13 protein-coding genes and 5 tRNA genes are annotated in these 15,849 nt (G+C 38.8%); 3 read left to right on the forward strand and 15 right to left on the reverse strand.

Annotated elements, in window-relative coordinates; all coding sequences use genetic code 11:
• Positions 1 to 80 precede the first annotated feature (80 nt).
• The 6 genes from LFUMFP_RS08325 to nagA form a co-directional block, all read right to left on the reverse strand.
• On the reverse strand, positions 81 to 485 hold the full coding sequence (locus LFUMFP_RS08325) for a hypothetical protein (protein ID WP_106483448.1): 405 nt from the start codon (positions 483 to 485) through the stop codon (positions 81 to 83).
• 3 nt (positions 486 to 488) lie between these two features.
• Positions 489 to 1,910 carry an ArnT family glycosyltransferase gene (locus LFUMFP_RS08330; protein ID WP_025083930.1) on the reverse strand — a complete coding sequence of 474 codons (1,422 nt, stop codon included), beginning with the start codon at positions 1,908 to 1,910 and terminating at the stop codon, positions 489 to 491.
• Positions 1,911 to 2,094: 184 nt separating this feature from the next.
• On the reverse strand, positions 2,095 to 4,023 hold the full coding sequence (locus LFUMFP_RS10035) for a peptidoglycan recognition protein family protein (protein WP_025083931.1): 1,929 nt from the start codon (positions 4,021 to 4,023) through the stop codon (positions 2,095 to 2,097).
• An 11-nt stretch (positions 4,024 to 4,034) separates the two neighbouring features.
• Positions 4,035 to 4,550, reverse strand: a complete 516-nt coding sequence (locus tag LFUMFP_RS08340) for a hypothetical protein (RefSeq protein WP_025083932.1) — start codon at positions 4,548 to 4,550, stop codon at positions 4,035 to 4,037.
• 183 nt (positions 4,551 to 4,733) lie between these two features.
• Positions 4,734 to 5,435 carry a GntR family transcriptional regulator gene (locus tag LFUMFP_RS08345; RefSeq protein ID WP_025083933.1) on the reverse strand — a complete coding sequence of 234 codons (702 nt, stop codon included), beginning with the start codon at positions 5,433 to 5,435 and terminating at the stop codon, positions 4,734 to 4,736.
• 21 nt (positions 5,436 to 5,456) lie between these two features.
• Complete coding sequence (nagA, locus tag LFUMFP_RS08350) at positions 5,457 to 6,596, reverse strand: N-acetylglucosamine-6-phosphate deacetylase (RefSeq protein ID WP_025083934.1); 1,140 nt, start codon at positions 6,594 to 6,596, stop codon at positions 5,457 to 5,459.
• A 142-nt stretch (positions 6,597 to 6,738) separates the two neighbouring features.
• On the opposite strand from nagA, the gene LFUMFP_RS08355 reads away from it, so the two are divergent.
• On the forward strand, positions 6,739 to 7,659 hold the full coding sequence (locus LFUMFP_RS08355; RefSeq protein ID WP_106483449.1) for a Gfo/Idh/MocA family protein: 921 nt from the start codon (positions 6,739 to 6,741) through the stop codon (positions 7,657 to 7,659).
• A 173-nt stretch (positions 7,660 to 7,832) separates the two neighbouring features.
• Here LFUMFP_RS08355 and proC read toward each other — a convergent pair whose 3' ends face one another.
• The 4 genes from proC to LFUMFP_RS08375 all read right to left on the reverse strand — a co-directional run bounded on the left by proC (position 7,833) and on the right by LFUMFP_RS08375 (position 10,517).
• Entirely contained in the window at positions 7,833 to 8,645 is an 813-nt protein-coding gene (gene proC, locus LFUMFP_RS08360; RefSeq protein WP_106483450.1) for a pyrroline-5-carboxylate reductase, read from the reverse strand.
• 128 nt (positions 8,646 to 8,773) lie between these two features.
• Positions 8,774 to 8,845: transfer RNA gene (locus LFUMFP_RS08365), tRNA-Gln, on the reverse strand.
• A gap of 8 nt (positions 8,846 to 8,853) precedes the next feature.
• Positions 8,854 to 8,934, reverse strand: a tRNA-Tyr gene (locus tag LFUMFP_RS08370).
• A 122-nt stretch (positions 8,935 to 9,056) separates the two neighbouring features.
• On the reverse strand, positions 9,057 to 10,517 hold the full coding sequence (locus LFUMFP_RS08375; protein ID WP_035439271.1) for a peptide MFS transporter: 1,461 nt from the start codon (positions 10,515 to 10,517) through the stop codon (positions 9,057 to 9,059).
• A 340-nt stretch (positions 10,518 to 10,857) separates the two neighbouring features.
• Here LFUMFP_RS08375 and LFUMFP_RS08380 point away from each other — a divergent pair, with 340 nt between their 5' ends.
• On the forward strand, positions 10,858 to 11,448 hold the full coding sequence (locus tag LFUMFP_RS08380; protein WP_106483451.1) for an NUDIX hydrolase: 591 nt from the start codon (positions 10,858 to 10,860) through the stop codon (positions 11,446 to 11,448).
• 60 nt (positions 11,449 to 11,508) lie between these two features.
• Here the strand turns inward: LFUMFP_RS08380 and LFUMFP_RS08385 are convergent, their stop codons facing one another.
• Entirely contained in the window at positions 11,509 to 12,714 is a 1,206-nt protein-coding gene (locus tag LFUMFP_RS08385; protein WP_106483452.1) for an MFS transporter, read from the reverse strand.
• 138 nt (positions 12,715 to 12,852) lie between these two features.
• Here LFUMFP_RS08385 and LFUMFP_RS08390 point away from each other — a divergent pair, with 138 nt between their 5' ends.
• Entirely contained in the window at positions 12,853 to 13,386 is a 534-nt protein-coding gene (locus tag LFUMFP_RS08390; RefSeq protein ID WP_106483453.1) for a PadR family transcriptional regulator, read from the forward strand.
• 237 nt (positions 13,387 to 13,623) lie between these two features.
• Here LFUMFP_RS08390 and LFUMFP_RS08395 read toward each other — a convergent pair whose 3' ends face one another.
• The 4 genes from LFUMFP_RS08395 to LFUMFP_RS08410 form a co-directional block, all read right to left on the reverse strand.
• Entirely contained in the window at positions 13,624 to 15,297 is a 1,674-nt protein-coding gene (locus LFUMFP_RS08395; RefSeq protein ID WP_106483454.1) for an LTA synthase family protein, read from the reverse strand.
• Positions 15,298 to 15,560: 263 nt separating this feature from the next.
• Positions 15,561 to 15,633 (reverse strand) — tRNA-Thr (locus LFUMFP_RS08400).
• Positions 15,634 to 15,641: 8 nt separating this feature from the next.
• Positions 15,642 to 15,713 (reverse strand) — tRNA-Glu (locus tag LFUMFP_RS08405).
• 39 nt (positions 15,714 to 15,752) lie between these two features.
• Positions 15,753 to 15,825 (reverse strand) — tRNA-Asn (locus tag LFUMFP_RS08410).
• Positions 15,826 to 15,849: the final 24 nt, after the last annotated feature.

Below are 15,849 nucleotides of genomic sequence, written 5' to 3' on the forward strand. Positions count from 1 at the left end.
TGGTAATCCGAACCTCAAATTACATCAGTTGGTTTAATTCCGACAGAATTAGAACGAGTGTTTAGAAAAAGATGTGCCATTTATTGACATAGGAGCAAACTGACTATAATAATCGCAGTCACCACCGAATTACTATTCAACAGATTAGGAAATACCGACTGCAATAGGACTTGTTTACTATAAACAATTAGGGCCAATGAGAAACCAAGTAGGCTTAACGTCACTGAGTATAACCAAGATGCTTGCCATAACTTTCGCCACAACTGTGACTTTAGTGGATTCCTAATTAGATAATAGGCCACTACAATTAACAGCAAATTAATGCCGAGTATCTTACCACTCTTTAGAAGCAATAATGCAACTGTATGGCGATTTAAGGTGGTCATTGCTTCCAAGTTAATACTATTCGTTAAATTACCGACGATGACCATTAAAACGGTCATCATAATTGCTAAATTCTGTACTAATTTATCTCTTTTTACCATTAATCAATTGACCTTTCTATTCTTAATCCATTTATACATACTCATAATACCAACCGCACTAAATAACAATATTGCAGGCATTATAAAAAAACGGTAGCGCGTTTGAATCTCAATCAACCAATGCACTAAGAAATACCCAATCATAACGATTATGAATAACATTGGTTCAGTTTTTTTCTTGATCATAGTTGCTATAATCCCAACAATCGACATACTCAGCATTAGCGCATAAAAAATGGTTTGATACAGTAAGGTCCCTTGATATATATTCAAACTAACAAACTGTTTTAGATTACTCCACTCTAGTGCAGAATCCCGATATGACCACATTGCTAGACTCTTTTTCATAAAAAGTTTAACTATTTTAAATTTATTAGTAAGCCGTTCTTTTATAAGCTTTTTGCCTACTGCATCTCGCTTTAATCCAATTGGATACCGATCTAATACCTCCAAGTCCTGGTTCGAATAAGTCCCGGTTGTTTCATAGTTCAGCCCGGTGACAAACTTCCAGGTATTCGACCTATTGATTAAACCATACTGACTGATATGAGTTGTTTGAATAATCACATTAGTACCAACCGTCATAAATTGATACCCACCAACAAGTGCAATTATTAAAATTATTTTAGTCAACCAACGTTTATGATAACTGTTTTTATTTTTATAGAATACAATAAATAGAAAAACTGCAATCAATACTAACGGTCCTAATGGTCTCACAATATTACCTAGGCCTAAAAAAATACCGCTCATTAAATATTGAGGCCAAGTATGATATTTAATTAATAAATAGAAACCTAGGTAAAAACAAAATGTCGCTATATACTGATTCGTTAACACAGAACTAAAAAATATATATTGTGGATACAATGCCATTATGATTAGACCAATTAAACCAACCTTTTCATTAAACAATTGTTTACCTGTTAAAAAAACAAGGTAAGTTGTTGCCAAGGATAATATTATATTGATCATTTTAATAATCATAATTGAATGACCTAAAAATTTAATAATCATCGATTGATACAATACAAAACCTAACTGATAGGGCCAGTTTAAGAAATAATTATTCTGCATGAAGGAAAAATCGCCATTGGCTGCTCTTAACGAAGCTTTATGTAATACTAAGAAATCTGAACTTGGTTGCGTTGGCACTTTTATAATCCAGATTAGTTTCACAATAAAACTAATCATTAACATGATACCGATGACTTGCCGGATGCTTAAATACTTACTAAGCAACAAACTAATCATCGTGATTACAATTAATATAATAAAAGTAATCACCACTAGCAAAACTCGGCTGTTCATAAGACTAGTTGCCCCCATCCACAAGGCACCTAGAGCAACGAATCCCCATAAAAATATCGCAATAATACAAATTACTTTAGTTGTTATTTTTTGATTGAACCTTTCTAAATTCATCTCTTAAACACGCTCCATTAATTAACCATTTATTGCACATGCTTATCATTATACCAATAATTATCACAGCAAAACTCTTCTTAGTCTAATTTAACCTTTATTTTATAAGATTCTCGTTATTAACCACTAAAAAACAACTATCTTATCATGCAGATAGTTGTCTCTCTTTAACTTACATACTCACTTAGATACCATTTGCTAAATCTTTTGCAAACTGTGCCTTTGAAATTCCCATTGACTGCAAGTAGCCATATGGGTCTGTATGGTCTACTTCATGATACGTATTTGAAATCCATGAATGAGTCTTAATACCTTTTCCACCTTGATCTAATTTATATGAAATCCCGGCTTGATCCGCTAAGAATCTCAATAATCTGACGTATGATTGATAATCTTTATTAAATGTTGCTTTATTATTCGTTCTAGCAAGTTCAACTTGTGCAAAGGCCTTGGCATTCCCTGTAGGTCCGCAGCCCCAACTCATTTGACCAACTGGTGCAGTTTGAACTATCTTTCCACCATGACCTACCCAATGGGTAACATAGGCACTTGTCCAATGGTTCTTCATATAAGCAATTTCATTTTCCAAAGCATTCGGATTATTAGCTTCTGCTGGTGTCCCAGATTCATGGGCCACAATAATTTCATTCGAACTATGATTGTTGGGTAAACCCGCAATCATGTCCTTATTAACACTGATTGTTTTAGCATGCATATCGGTTGCTGATACATATTGATTAGTCCCGACCCGGTACCAAACACCACCTGTTTTATCGATTGCTTTTTGCGTAATTTGCCAACTTGAATAAATTGGTAATGTTTTCCCTTTATTATTAAAACTGTCCTTAATGACAGCCCCTTTATAATTAGAAACCATTAATACAGTATTATATGCTTGTACCTGTTGAAACATATTTTCATTTTGTGTCGTACTGTCTGCAGAGCTTACATATTGATTAGTCCCTACTCGGTACCATTTTATCCCGTAGATATCAGTCCCAATACTTGAGTATTTCCAACGTGATGTATATTTTAGCTCGCCATTCTTGTTACCCGTTTGGGTCGTTGTTTTGGCACCATTCTTATTTAAAATAGTAATAATTCCATTTTGTGCTTGAAAATTATTAATTTTTTGAGTCTCATCATTCACGACTTTTACATCTGCTGATGAAACATATTCATTACGACTAACTTTATAATACAGTACGCCAGCATTATTAACGACAGTCTTCGATGTTAACCAATTTGATTTAAACTTTAACTTACCGGTTATTTCACCGTCATCTTTAACCAAGTTGCCACCATTACTATTAACAATAGTGATGGTTACTTTATTGATTGCTTGCGGATTTTTAAAGATTGATTGCCCTTCTAAATAGCAATCACTCGCACGAACATATGCATTAGTACCTACTTTATACCACTCTTCGCCAAAAACATCTGATACTTTTTGGAAAGTTTTCCATCTAGAACCATTACTTAATGTTCGACTAACGTTACCTGTACTAGATACTAATGCAGAACCGTTACCTGCTTTTATCTTAACAACCTGTTTAAAAGTAGTGGGTGTTCCCAACATATTAGTCCCTTTTACATAGACATCTTTAGCGGAAATATATTCATTACCACTAACTTTATACCAGGTCTGGCCTTTACTATCAGTTGCTTTTTTACTCGTTAACCAAGACGTTTTAAAGCCTAAACTTTTAGTTATTGCACCTGTTTTTTCATTTATTAAATGTGATCCTTGTTGATTTTTAACTTTTACGGTACTTTTAAAGTTCACAATATTTGATAAAGTCGAGATTTGATTAGCTGTTTGTGTTTCAACCTTACTAGTCGTTTGACTGCTACGACTGGTACTTTGAATTTGTGAACGTTTTTGGCTATCAGTATTTTGATTTGATGATTGCGAATTAGCTTTCGATGCACTGTTTACGCTGTTAGAACTTTCTGAAGCGGTGCTACTCGTTCCAACTTGGCTACTTGGAATTTGTTCCGCATTTTTTTGACTGTTATTACTAACTTCAGTTGCACTAACATTTTGAATGGCACCCAATTGGGTTAAAATTATTGAACTAAACATTAACAACGATATTTTCTTTTTATTCATTTATTAATTCCTCATTTTTTCCAGGTTACTAACCCATCATTAAATTGACTCGCATCACTAAATTTAAATGTCTCATTCTGGACATTCTCCCCTGATCCTTTAACAGTAATCGTTTGTTGAACTGTCAAACTATCTTTAGTTTGCGATATTATCTTGTAAGTTCCTTCATTCGTCATGCCACTTGCATCAGAGACCTGTTTTAAAGTGCCATTTGCACTATAAGTAGTTTTACTATCCGTACTGTGCCAGGTTCCAATTAAGGAGTACATAAACTTTTCTTGCGTTTTATTTGAACTAGTTTCTTCTGCTGAACTAGTTTTTTCATTCTTAGATTCATCCTTCTTCGATTCGCTTTTTTTTGATTCATTTTTCGCAGATTCACGCTTCTTAGAAGTTGTCGCTTTTTTCTGAACTGATTCACTTTCAGTATCCTTATTTTTCACTGGCGTTTTATCTTTATCCACACCACACCCAATTAATGATAGTGTTGCCATTAGAATAATGAAACTTAATCCATATTTTTTCAAATAGAAATCCCCCTTTTCACATCATTAAAAATGTACCATAAATTAAGAAAAATTTAAACAGCTTATTTGAGGCTATTGACCATCAAGCCGTGTAACCTTTCACATTTTCGCCAACAAAATAGCAGTTAACTCACAATACTCTGAGTTAACTGCCTTTTTGTCGGACCTTTGCCCTAATTGTGCCTATCTTTCCAAATAAAATTCAAATCGTTCGCCAACGTATTGGGTGCGGACGTATTCGAATGGTTCACCATTCGCTAAGAATGAGACTTGGCGTAATTTTAAGATGGAACCGTTGCGTTTGATATCTAAGAATTCGGCAATTCGTTCAGAAGCCAACTGCGCCGAAACGGTTTGTTGAGCACCACCGAGCTTGTAGCCGCCTTTTTCTTCCAACGTCTTGTAGAAAGACGTGGTGATCTCAGACTTGCTGAAATCGGCCACCACGCTTTGTGGGACGGTTGCGACTTCGAAACAAATCGGAACATTATCGGCGTAGCGAATCCGTTCCATCCGTAAAACTTGCTGGCCCTCTTCAAGATGGAGCTTCTCAGCTTCACTTAATGACGGGTTAGCAATGTGAAACGAAATCGTCTTACTTGACGGTTGTTTGCCTTGGGCGGTCATCAGTTCCGTAAAACTCGTGACCCCTGACATTTTTTCTTGGACTTTCTGATTGGCAACGTACGTACCGGCACCAATTCGTCGTTCCAAAATACCTTCATCAACCAAGGTCTGCACCGCTTGTCGTAAGGTCATTCGCGACACTTCAAAATTTAAAGCCAGTTCTCGTTCAGAGGGAATTCTGTCGCCAATCGACCACTTGCCGGCTTCAATATCCTTTTTAATCTGATTATGAATTTGAATATAAACAGGTGATTCCATGGGACACACTCCTACTATTTATTAATGTTGGTAACCATTGCCGTAGCTATAAGTTGCTACAAGGTCAAGATCTTGGTTAAAGACGTTCATGTCGGCATCACGGCCAACTTCAATTTTACCTTTATGCGTCAAACCGAATTCTTCAGCTTGGTTAACACTAGACATTAAAACAGCTTCGAAAATGCCACAGTCAGTGAATTTTTGAATATTTTTAAAAGCATCCTTATAGGTTAACACTGATCCAGCTAAAGTGCCATCGACTAAACGGGCTTGTTTGTCTTTAACAATTACTTTTTGGCCGCCAAGTTCACTTTCGCCTTCTGGCATCCCTTTAGCGCGCATTGCATCAGTAATTAAATCAATCCGTTCTGGTCCCTTTAATTCGTAAGCTAATTTAATCATATCAGGTGCAATATGAAAACCATCAGCAATCACTTCGCAATAAATGCTGTCTTCCAATAACGCATGACCAGTCACACCAGGTTCACGATGTTGTAGACGACGTTGTGCATTGTATAAATGCGTAATATGTGTGGCATTGCTACATGTCATTTGTTCGCGAGTAGCATTACTGTGGCCTGCTGAAGGAATGATGTTGTGTGCTAAACAATAGTTTTCAAATTCTTTAGCACCAGGATTTTCAGGGGCATACGTCACTAAACGAATCCGGTTGCCTGAAAGTTCATTCCAGTGTTTCATAATGTCGATATCAGGATTTTTAATATGTTCCTCTGGTTGAGCACCCTTGAAGACGGCTGAAATAAAGGGGCCTTCCAAATGAATCCCTTGGATTACTGGATTCTTTTCAGCAGCAATCTTAACGCCTGACATTGCGTGATTGATGTTTTCAACTGATTGCGTCATTGTTGTCGCAAAAAGGGTTGTGACCCCTTCATTTTGCATCATCTTTGTCGCCATTTCGTTGATTTGGTCAGCTTCGCCATCCATCGTATCGAAACCATAACCACCATGACAATGGACATCAATAAATCCGGGAACAACTGTTTCTCCCTTCATATCACGAACTTCTTCATTAGCTTGGGCTTTGTATTCAAACATTGGTCCAACGGCTAAAATCTTATCATCGAATCGGATATACCCGTCTTCGATTACTTGGTCACCTGTATAGATTACCGCGTGTTTTAAAACTTTTACTGCCATTATCCATCCACCTCTATTATTTGATTACCTTCAGTATAAATGGTATAGACCAAAAAATCAAGGGTCGCTATTAGAATATTTAAACCGTTTTCTTTAAAATTTGTTACACTTAGGCTATCAATAATTAATGGAGGATTATGCAATGTTAAAAATTGGCGTGCTTGGTTTAGGCAACATCGCGCAAAAAGCGTATTTGCCGGTAATGGCTCAAATGCAAGACCGGGTTGACTGGTATTTATGTACGCGTCAACCGGCTAAATTAGCCCAATTACAAGCCCAATATCATTTTTCCCACGCGACCGATTCAATCGATGACCTACTAACGAGTCATTTAGACGCACTCTTTATCCACACCCCGACACCCACTCATTACGCGCTCGTGCGCCAGGCGTTGGAAAACGGCTTACACGTTTTTATCGACAAACCGTTGAGCGAAAAACCATTTGAAGTCGCCGCTTTATACCAACTCGCTAAGCAACAAAACCGGTTATTGATGGTGGGTTTTAATCGGCGTTTTGCCCCCATGATCCAACAATTAGCGGCACTGCCCGCTAAGCATTTAATCGAGGTCACTAAAACCCGCGTTGATACGCTACAACCGACACCATTTGCGATTTATGATCTAATGGTTCATCCCCTAGACACCGCACTCTATCTGGCTGGCGATATCGGGCTCGATTATCAAGTCCACACCTATTGTCAACAGACAGATCATCACGAACTACTTTTAGCGCGCATCCAACTTGAAACGCCGCATCAATTGATCACCGTGACGTTGGATATGCAAAGTGGCACTAATCAAGAAATCGCAACCGTCCAGACGCCAACCGGTCGTTACACGGTCAACAATTTAACCGAGCTGGTTCACCAACAAGCAACTGGTCAACAGCTCGAAACCGTCGCCGATTGGGTACCAACGCTGACCAATCGTGGTTTTGCGCCAATGATTGACGCGTTTATTAGTGCGATTGAAAATCAGCAACCCTCACCGGTCTCGACGGCCAGCAGTCGGTTAAGCCATGAATTATGCCAACAACTGATAGAAGACGCTAAGCTTCGCTAGAAGAACCAAAAACAACCGAGTAACGCCATTAATTTGGCATTACTCGGTTGTTTTTAATTAATCTAATAAACGCGCTCCTGCGCCAGCTTCTTCCGTCTAGCGACACCTATCAAATCATGACCAAAATCCGGCCATAATTCGTTAGGCTAGGCTATACTCAGAAGCTAAACAGCTCAGTCACGCTCTTGATTTTCTAAGTCTTTTGCGATTGTTGCGTCGATGCCTTTGACGACGGCGGTCATTAGGCCGGCTTCTTCCATTGCTAATAGACCGGCAACGGTTGTGCCACCTGGTGATGAGACTTGGTCAACTAAATCCCACGGTGAATCGTCACTCATCAAAACGTTTTGGGCACTGCCTAAGACGGCTTGGGCCGCAATTTCAGTCGCAGCATCCTTTTTCAAACCATGCTTAACGCCGGCGCGCGCCATCGCGTCGATAAATAAATAAACAAAGGCGGGTGAACTACCCGCTAAAGCGCTGAAAGTGGTAAAATCTTTTTCACCGATTTCAACGACACCCCCTAATTGGGCTAAAATTGCTTTAACGGCCGTTAATCGGTCTTCGGTTACTTGTGAATTACCCACCACTGCTGTGATACCGGCTTGATTCGCCACGTTGACGTTCGGCATAATTCTGAGGATTGGTAAATCTGATTGACCGACTTGTTCGGCTAATTTATCTAATGATAATCCTGCAGCAACCGAGACCATCACTGTTTTGTGCGCTTTAAAGGCCGCAGCCGTTTCTTCAAGGACTTGGGGGACAATGTACGGTTTAACCGCTAGAAAAACAATATCGGCTTCCGCCACCAAAGTTGCATTGTCCGCAACCGGTGTTAATTGATATTCTTTTGCAACGGCTTCATAAGTTGTGGCGTGTGCACTATGGACCAAAATATCAGTTGATGTTATTTTTTGAGCCTTAATCAACCCTTTAATCATTGCTTGTGCCATATTACCGACACCAATAAATCCAATTTTCATAAGTGCACCTCTTCCTATATTTCTTTCAAAGGATAACGAACTAGCCCTATAAAGTCAATTATTTAAAATCGATGCAACAAAAAAGCGTTAAGCAATTACAGCTTAACGCTTTTTTCTGATGCTCTAAATTGGGCTAGCTGGATTCGAACCAGCGCATGACAGGATCAAAACCTGTTGCCTTACCGCTTGGCCATAGCCCAATAAAAAATGGAGGAGAGTGGATTCGAACCACCGAACCCGAAGGAGCGGATTTACAGTCCGCCGCGTTTAGCCTCTTCGCTACTCCTCCATACGTTTCATCTCATCGATTCAACTATATTATCTTACAAAATTATGGGCCTAATTGCAACCCTAAAATGCAAAAAAAACTTGATTATGTATAAATAATCAAGTTTTTTTAATATGATCGATTTAGTCGACACCTTCCATTAACTTGTGAATTGGTTTCACGAAGAAAATGAGGATAATCCCGAAGATGACACTGACAATCCCGATGGTTAAAAAGTATTTAATTTCAGTTTGTGGTGAATATAAACGAACGAGTTGTGCGTTAATCGCTTGGCCCGCAGCATCCGCTAAGAACCACATACTCATCATTTGTGATTGGAACGCTTTGGGTGCTAATTTCGTCGTAATCGACAAACCGATTGGTGAGATTAACATTTCCGCAATTTCGACGATGAACCATGATCCGAGTAACCAGAAAGGACTTACCCGACCAGCCGTACCGTGTAATAACCCAGGAAGGGCCATCACCATGTACGAAACCCCTGCAAACATAAGACCGACCGCAAATTTACCAGGTGCAGACGGTTGTTTCTTCCAAGTACTCCACAACCAAACGAAGAATGGCGTTAATAGCATGATGAAGAATGGGTTCAATGATTGGAAATTAGACGCAGCTAAGTGCATACTCCCAAGATGTAGGATGGTCCGATCTTCAGCAAACAAAGCCAAGACGACGGAACCAGATTCTTCAATGCCCCAGAAAACTGCGGCAGCGATGAATAACGGAATGTAAGCCAATACCCGTGAACGTTCTTTTTTAGTGACTTTTTGGCTTGATAGCATCCGTGAAAAATAGATAATTGGTAACGCAATTGCTACAATTGAAATGGCTAAAACAATGTTATCGATGTTTAAATGGCCAGTGAATTGTAATGCAAGCACCGCAGCGATAATTACGATGACGCCAATCACGATTTTACGAATCACACTCTTTAATTCACCAGCATCAATTGGATCATTTGGTTTTGAGTTTTCTTTATTAAATTGACTCCGACCGCGCCAGTATTGGATTAAACCGAAGAACATACCGACGGCCGCTAATGAGAAACCGATGTGGAAGTTAAATGACATCCCAATGGTCCCAACGACTAATGGGGCTACAAATGACCCCAGGTTAATCCCGAAGACGAACATACTGAAACCAGCATCCCGCCGGCGATCATTTTCACTATAGAGACTCCCAACCATTTCAGAAACATTCGGTTTTAATAACCCAGTCCCCGCGACAATCAAAGCGATTGAGATAAATAAAGCCGTCGCGCCCATCGGAATCGATAGGACAATGTGGCCCAACATGATGAGGACCCCACCAATGAAGACAGTCTTGAAACTACCCCAGAGACGATCACTCATCCAACCACCAACAACACTGGCTAAGTAAACCAATGAACCGTAAATGGCCATGACTGACATTGCCGTAGTCTTATCAAAACCAAGACCACCTTTATCTAATGCAAAATACATATAAAATAGTAAAATCGCACGCATCCCGTAATAACTGAATCGTTCCCACATTTCTGTGAAGAATAACGTCGATAGGCCATGCGGTTGACCAAAGAATGTTTTTTCGTGTTTCTCTTCCATTATAAATACCCCACCTAATACTTTATCGTTTTGGAAACTAAGAATTTGATAGCGACTATTAAAAATAGACAATTCCATCTCTGTAATTTTGGCTATCCAAGAATTTTCTTATCATTTGCTTAGAATCTATAAAGGCTATTATAATCTTATTTTAATCTTAAATCAATTATTTTTTCAATAAAATGCTTGATTTCGTTATCATTTACATTGTTTTTTTCAAAATCAGTTCAGCTTAATTTAATTAACTAACTAAACTAACTGATAATTGCCTAAGTATTCCCATCTATTTTTAATTAACGCTTTTCGGTGTACAATATTAATAGAAAGTAGGTAAAAATGAATGACCCCTTTTAAATTACTCACCCTTGAAAATCAATTAACGGATCGCTGGCTCAACTATTACGAAGCCGTCTATCAAAATCATGAACACCAATTAATTCACTACCATTTTGTCAGTCGCCAAGCTGACTTAACCGTCAACACTTTAAAACAACCTTTAAAAGCGGCGGCGGTTGGCATTTTTTGTTTGAACCAGGATGCGAGCCAAGTCCTCCTCGTTAAACAATTCCGTTTGCCACTCAACGACTACATTTATGGCAGTCCCGCTGGTTTAATCGATCCCGGCGAAACCGTTGCGCAAACGATTCAGCGTGAAATTCAAGAAGAAACCGGTTATCAACACGTTACGGTCCAACAAATCTTTAAACCCAGTTATTCGACGCCCGGGATTACCGACGGTGCCATCACTCAGGCTATTTGTGTGATTACCGATGCAACTCCCGGAAAAGCTCATTTAGAAGCCGCAGAAGCCCTTGATGCCGTTTGGGTCGATCGTCAAACCGCCCAATCTATTTTGGACCATGAAAAAGTTTCTGGTCGAACTCAATTGCTCCTTTGGCAATGGGTTAATCACGGCCTAATGCTGCATTAACCATTAAAACGCGTCACGAATCGATTAGCTGATTCGTGACGCGTTTTTAATTAAACATGATTAACGGACCATCTTTTTATTAGCCGTCGTCAATTCTTTATCCGCTTCTTCAAGCGTTTCAAAATACCGTCGATTCTTAATCACAAAAATAAAACAAATTAGAATCATTAACGCCGCAAAATAAAAAGTCCAATGCGCGCTCCAATGCTCAGCAATTTTCCCCGCAACAAACGGTGCAATTGCCCCACCGGTAAACCGGATAAAACTATAAGCTGATGAAGCCACGCTACGTTCAATGGCATCATTTTCCATCGCAACGGTTGTCAATAAAGTGTTAACTAAACCTTGGAAGAAACCGGCCACAATCACGCCAGCTGCTACTAAAACTGGTTGGTCGGCATTAATCCCAATGACGATCAGACAAATCAGAAAAAGCCCTAATCCGACTAACAACGCGACCAGTGTATTGGTCACCCGTTCGAGGAAGGGTGCCACAAAGACGGATGCCATGGCCAATAGCGCGCCCCAACCAAAGAAGACGAGCCCGACTTGCATCGCCGTTAAACCGACTAATAAAAATGGCGCGTACGCAAGAATTGTAAAAAAGCCAAAGTTATATAATAATGCAATGATCCCAACTGACCGTAATTTATGATTTTTTAACGCCCGCGCACCGTCAAAAAAGCGCGCTTTTTTCTTTGCTTTAGCGATTGGTTCCAACATCAGCGTAATCGCAATCGCGGCAATCGTCATTAAAATTGCCACGCCATAAAACGGAAAACGCCAAGATAAACTGCCCAACACACCACCGACTAACGGTCCAATCGCCATCCCAACGCCCATCGAAGCTTCATACAAAATAATTGCTTTTTCGGACTCATCTGACATGACTGCGATAATTGCGGATAACGCCGTCGATAAGAATAACGCATTACCTAATCCCCAACCAGCCCGCAAAGCGATCAGCTGGGTAATCGTTTGTGAACGTCCCGCTAACGCTGAGAATATCACGATAATGATTAAACCAACACTGATCGTCTTTTTAGCACCGATTCGAGTCGCAATGAATCCTGTAAATAACATGATAATCCCGGTCACTAGCATGTAACTCGTGAATAATAATGTGGTTTGCGCGGGTGTCGCGTTTAATTTAACCGCAATCGTCTTTAGAATTGGATCCACCAATCCGATGCCCATGAAGGCGACCATACACGTGAACGCAACTGCGTAAGCCGATTTTAACCCCTTATTTTTGTGTGCTGCCATTAATTCATCACTCACTCTCTTTTTGCCTAATTTACACCATTTTACATAACCTGTCAATAATGACACTAAATAATGACATGATTTAGCAAAATAAACATGGTATACTGACAATAATCAATCGATTAGAGGACGAATTTCATGAATACACTTAGTTACATTTTACTATGCATGTTAGTCCGTAAACCCTGTAGTGGTTACGAATTAAAACAATATTTAACCCTTTTTTGGGAATCTCATCATAGCCAAATTTATACCGCACTCGGGAAACTCCACGAACAAGGCTACGTCACTGTGGAAAATGATGCCACTCACAAACAGAAAAAGATTTATCATCTAACTGAAACTGGAAAAGCAATCGTTGCCGAATGGTTAGTCGAAGAAAACAAGGCCCCATCACAACGCGATGAATTCTTAGCCAAAGTATACGTGATTGCCTTAATGGATCATCAACAGGCCACCGAATTACTACAAGATCGGTTACAACACTATCGGAAAATGGTAAAAAAGTACGAACAAAAAACCGAAGAATACGACGCTATTACGGATACAATTGAAAAAGAACGCAACTTAGGCCGCTACCTAATCTTAGAGCGACGGCTCATCATGTGCACCGCAGAAGTCGAGTGGTGTGTCTGGGCCCAATCAACCATCGACCAGCTAAATACCAACTAAAAAAGATACGGTTCGCGTCAACTGGTGTTTGGCTTGAAAATAGCCATTAATAAAAGCACCCAATAATCCAGATGAAAAGCGTTATTATATTTTAGAATTTTCCGCTCTGATTTTATTTAACCAAAATTATTGCTACTAAAAAAACCATAATCATGATATATCAATGATTATGGTTTTTTGAATTGTCGATAAACCTAATTATACCGGCTACAAAGTTAGAATTACGATTTATCCTTTTTATTCGCCTTCAACATTGGTCATGTTCAAAGAAATCGAATCGTATTTGAGAATTTCACTTTTAATCGATTTTTTACTTGCCGGTAATGCTTTTAAAATACCAGTCGTATCATAGAATTCGGAACCAATTTCTGTCGTATATTCATATTTAGTCGCATCATTGGTAAACAACGAAGTTCCCATGAAATAATTCTTTTCATCTTCAATATTTAACATATCTAAAATTGTCGGTGTCAGTAGAAGCGAATTGCGCCCTTTGACATCAATCTCTTGATGTTTGCTATTCGGATATTTAATCATCAACGGCACCGTTGATGCAAAAGCAGTCCGTTTATCATCGAAAGTCGATGCATACTCTGGTGAGGCATAACTAGCGTGATCAGTCGTTAAGATTAAAATCGTGTTATCTTTAAGATCACTATTTTCAAATTTTTTATAGAATGCACTAAATGCTTCGTCAAAATTATGGAATTTATTGAGGACTGCATTTTTACCATCGCCATATTGACTGTCCGTATCCCAACCATTATGTGTTTGTAACGTATAGGTCGATAACATGAACTTCTTATCCTTTTGATTTAAAGAATTAGCCTGGTTAAACAATAAATTAAGATTGTCTTTGTCTGATAGAAAAGTACCCGAGCCACTGCCTTCCCACTGACTCGAATCACCAGAGATAACTTTATCAAAGCCTAAATTATTAAGATAGGGTGTAAACTGTTTATGCTTTGGTTCTGGATTAATCATTTCAGTTGTATAACCATTTTTATTCAGAATTTCTGGCAACCCAATCAGTTTGGTATTGAGCCGTTGCTTCATCTGTTTCGCTGTCGTTGCACCTTCATAGCCTTCATTAAATTGATAGCTAGAATATAATTGACCACGAATACCACGATAGGTTGGCGCCGTATGGTTATAATAATTACGAACATCAATCGACTCACTCGCAAATTGATTGATTGCTGGCATTAAATCTGGATACTTATCGTCTTCCAAAACTTTCCTAGAAGTTCCCTCGGCAAATATGACGATAACATTCATATTATCAAGATTCTTTTTATTGATACCACTTTTAATATTTTTATTCTCAAAAGCCTTCAATATTTTTGTGTGATTTTCAGATTTCATCGCATGTTCAATTGCATAGTCCTTTTGATAATCCTGCATCAAAGCGTAACTGGCTTTAATAGCCGTATTGGGCTTAAACATAACGATGGCAGTCAATGCTACCAATACACCGACAATTGAACCTGCTGTAAACAATCTATGGTGTTTTAACAAACCAAAACGCATTGGTAAAAAAGTAAGCAGAATTGCAACAACCGTTAAAACAACATATTTCGGTAAGCTAGGCCCTAACGCATGAATATTATTAATATTTTCAAACATGGTTTTAGTGGTGAATGTTCCTGAGAGTAATCGAACCCACTCTTGCGCAACGATGATTAAAAAGAGTAATGAACTTAAAAGATAGGCCGGATATTTAAAAAATTTAATTGGTAACTGAGTAATCAAGATAATAATAGCAATTTCAACGAGCTCCGCTGCTAAATGTGAATACGTATGGTTTAATATATTGGGAATAACAACTAATAGACTGATCAGCAGGACCTTTATAGTCGTTAATAAACTTAAACTCTTTGGGTTCTTAACTAATTGATTAATTTTTGACATCTAAATAAACTCGATTCCATATAATATTGATAATTTTTTGAACAATGTCTAAAAAAAACGAGACTTGCAATATGCTAGTTAACTCATTTCTTTCAATTATAATTCTACGAATACCTACGATTATAGCACATAATAATCAATGCCACTTAACACAACTTGATGAAAAGTATTAACTTTCCTTAAGATTTCGTAGTATCATCTTCCCCCCATAAACAACAAAAAAAGTCCTAAATTAATTAGGACTTTAAAACGAGAATCTATAATGCCGGCTGCAGGAGTCGAACCTGTGACCCTCGGTTTACGATACCGATGCTCTACCAACTGAGCTAAGCCGGCAAAAATGATGACCCGTACGGGATTTGAACCCATGATACCGCCGTGAAAGGGCGGTGTCTTAACCACTTGACCAACGGGCCGAAATAAAAAACGATTGATTTATATCAACCGTTACCTGACTCCGGTTGTCAGGCTCGAACTGACGACATCATGATTAACAGTCATGCGCTCTACCAACTGAGCTAAACCGGAATAACAGCGTGGCAACGTCCTATC

This window comes from Latilactobacillus fuchuensis (genome assembly GCF_900258455.1).
Classification (GTDB): Bacteria; Bacillota; Bacilli; order Lactobacillales; family Lactobacillaceae; genus Latilactobacillus; species Latilactobacillus fuchuensis.

Coding starts and splice junctions, on each gene's coding strand:
- nagA (WP_025083934.1), bottom strand. CDS start 6,596: ATGGCAGTAAAAGTTTTAAAACACGCGGTAATCTATACAGGTGACCAA.
- LFUMFP_RS08330 (WP_025083930.1), bottom strand. CDS start 1,910: ATGAATTTAGAAAGGTTCAATCAAAAAATAACAACTAAAGTAATTTGT.
- LFUMFP_RS08345 (WP_025083933.1), bottom strand. CDS start 5,435: ATGGAATCACCTGTTTATATTCAAATTCATAATCAGATTAAAAAGGAT.
- LFUMFP_RS08385 (WP_106483452.1), bottom strand. CDS start 12,714: ATGGCAGCACACAAAAATAAGGGGTTAAAATCGGCTTACGCAGTTGCG.
- LFUMFP_RS08395 (WP_106483454.1), bottom strand. CDS start 15,297: ATGTCAAAAATTAATCAATTAGTTAAGAACCCAAAGAGTTTAAGTTTA.
- LFUMFP_RS08390 (WP_106483453.1), top strand. CDS start 12,853: ATGAATACACTTAGTTACATTTTACTATGCATGTTAGTCCGTAAACCC.
- LFUMFP_RS08380 (WP_106483451.1), top strand. CDS start 10,858: ATGACCCCTTTTAAATTACTCACCCTTGAAAATCAATTAACGGATCGC.
- LFUMFP_RS08355 (WP_106483449.1), top strand. CDS start 6,739: ATGTTAAAAATTGGCGTGCTTGGTTTAGGCAACATCGCGCAAAAAGCG.
- LFUMFP_RS10035 (WP_025083931.1), bottom strand. CDS start 4,023: ATGAATAAAAAGAAAATATCGTTGTTAATGTTTAGTTCAATAATTTTA.
- LFUMFP_RS08375 (WP_035439271.1), bottom strand. CDS start 10,517: ATGGAAGAGAAACACGAAAAAACATTCTTTGGTCAACCGCATGGCCTA.
- proC (WP_106483450.1), bottom strand. CDS start 8,645: ATGAAAATTGGATTTATTGGTGTCGGTAATATGGCACAAGCAATGATT.
- LFUMFP_RS08325 (WP_106483448.1), bottom strand. CDS start 485: ATGGTAAAAAGAGATAAATTAGTACAGAATTTAGCAATTATGATGACC.